Genomic DNA, 2,241 nt, shown 5'->3' with positions numbered 1-2,241 from the left:
CCTATTTCTGAAGTGGGTATGATATAATAAATTAAATAAACAAATTAATCATCTTATATTTTATCACATGTAACTTTCATCTCAAAAGTGAATTATTTGGGATTAGAAGCTATTAGAACTAATTAAAAGCGATTAAGTACGATTAGAGCCCAAAATCTTAGTTTTCTTTGAAAATGATAAATTCTGTTATAAATCTTATTGAAAAAACAAAAACAATTTAATATTTCGAACTAAACTACGGGAGGTAGGGCGTTAAAAAAGTTTTACAGTTTCTAAAAATATTAATTATAAAAGAATAGAAGTTTAGGGAGGATTAATTATATGAGAGTAAAGTTAATAATGGTTCAAAGTATGAATGGAAAAATTCGAATGTCAGATGATTCACAAAGAAGTTGGTCCTCGGTAGAAGATAAAGAACATTTCTATAATATAACCAGAGATATTGGCATAGTACTTATGGGTAGAAAAACATTTGAAGAGATAGGTTCTCCTTTAAAAAAAAGAATTAATATTGTGTTGACAGGAAATCCTGAAAAATATAAAGACGTTGAGTTGAAATATGACAAATATCTTTACTTTACAGACAAACCTCCAGAGATATTATTGGATGAACTAGAGAAGGAAGGACACACTGAAGTTGCATTAATAGGGGGTTCTACAATAAACTCCTTGTTTTTAGAAAAAAATTTAATTGATGAAATCTTTCTAACTATCGAACCGGTGATTATTGAAGGTGATCTATCGATTTTCAAATACGTGAATGATAAATATAATTTCAAGCTAAATGATTTTAAAAAATTAAATGAAGATACTATTCTTTTGCATTACCTGAAAACTGATGATAAAAAATAGCCTCTTACGAAATAAAAGAATTTTTCAGAGATATAATGGGGAGTGAGGGGAAAGGGCTCTAAAAAAAGATCAAAAAAGAGGTGGGAATAGAGTGGTTAATTTTGTCTCTTTTGGTGAGGTGTTGATAGACTTCATCTCTAAAGATTATGTAAGAGGATTGAAAAATGCAACTTCCTTTGACAAATTTTTAGGAGGTTCACCAAGTAACATAGCTGTTAACATCTCTAAACAAGGTTTCAAATCTGCTATGATTTCGAGGATAGGTAAGGATCCTTTTGGAGATTTTATCCTTGAACAATTAAATAATTATAATGTGGATGTACAGGCTATTTTACAAGATGAACGATTTTCTACAGACATTGTTTATGTTTTGAAGTCTAAATCTTCTCCCGAATTTTATCCATTGAGATCTGCCTCTTTAAATTTAGATATTACTGATTCATATCTTGATATTGTAAAAAAAGCAAATATCTTTCACTTTTCTTCTTGGTCGTTATCTTCTGATAATAACCTAAAAAATACACTCAAATCGTTAAAAGTTGCCAAAAAAAATAATGTTTTGATAGGATTTGATCCCAATTATAGAGAGATATTGTGGAAAACATCTTTAGAAATAGAAGATGTTCTAAAATTGATTATGCCTTACGTGGATTTTATCAAACCCTCTCTAGATGATTGTATACATATTTTCAAGGAAAATAAAAATGAAGAAGAATACATAAATCATTTCCATGAGCTAGGAGTAAAAAACGTAATTCTTACATTAGGTGAAAAGGGATTTATATTTTCTGACGGTAAAAAAAATACACATTTTGAGTCCTATGCAAAAGAGGTAATAGACACAACGGGAGCAGGGGATGCATTTTGGTCAGGTTTGTACATAGGAACGATTATAGGTTTAGATGTTATAAAAGCCGCCAGGTTGGGGAATGCCTTTTCAGCAGAAAAGTTAAAATATGTGGGAGCGATATGTGATATAAAAAACTATAAAGAACTATTAAAAGAATACCTATAAGCTTTTGCTACAGTAATGCCAATTAAAACATCACATTTATTAATGAGCAAATTACCCACCTCGTTCATCGAAGCCCCTGTAGTGTACACATCATCTATAATAATAATATTCTTCGGGGGGACGTGAATCAATTTTATCTTGTTTTTAACGTTTTCATTTCTCTTTCGATAATCCAATTGAGCTTGTCTTTTATGAGTTTTTGAGGAAAAGAGATTTATTATAGGGAAGCCTAAGATGTCAGAAAAATGGTGAGCAATTAAGTGAGCGGGTACAAAACCTTTTTCATGAATACTTGAGAAATTTGAAGGTACATATGACACAGTATAATTTAGTTCTGGAAATTTTAAATCTATAAAAAACTTTGCTAGCATATT

At 29.9% G+C, this 2,241-nt stretch carries 3 protein-coding genes; 2 read left to right on the top strand and 1 reads right to left on the bottom strand.

The window, feature by feature from the left end; translation table 11 throughout:
- Positions 1 to 321: 321 nt before the first annotated feature.
- A complete protein-coding gene (locus AA81_RS00195) occupies positions 322 to 852 on the top strand; it encodes a dihydrofolate reductase family protein (RefSeq protein WP_103079388.1) in 531 nt (176 codons plus the stop codon).
- Positions 853 to 943: 91 nt separating this feature from the next.
- A complete protein-coding gene (locus tag AA81_RS00190) occupies positions 944 to 1,867 on the top strand; it encodes a carbohydrate kinase family protein (protein ID WP_103897844.1) in 924 nt (307 codons plus the stop codon).
- Here AA81_RS00190 and AA81_RS00185 read toward each other — a convergent pair.
- Positions 1,837 to 2,241: ComF family protein (locus AA81_RS00185; protein WP_146050302.1), on the bottom strand; the 405-nt coding region annotated here is incomplete at its 5' end. The two genes, AA81_RS00190 and AA81_RS00185, sit on opposite strands and share 31 nt — an antisense overlap.

It is taken from the genome of Petrotoga halophila DSM 16923 (assembly GCF_002924615.1).
Note: the sequence above shows the minus strand (reverse complement) of the source record. Positions and strands in the feature narration are given on the sequence as shown.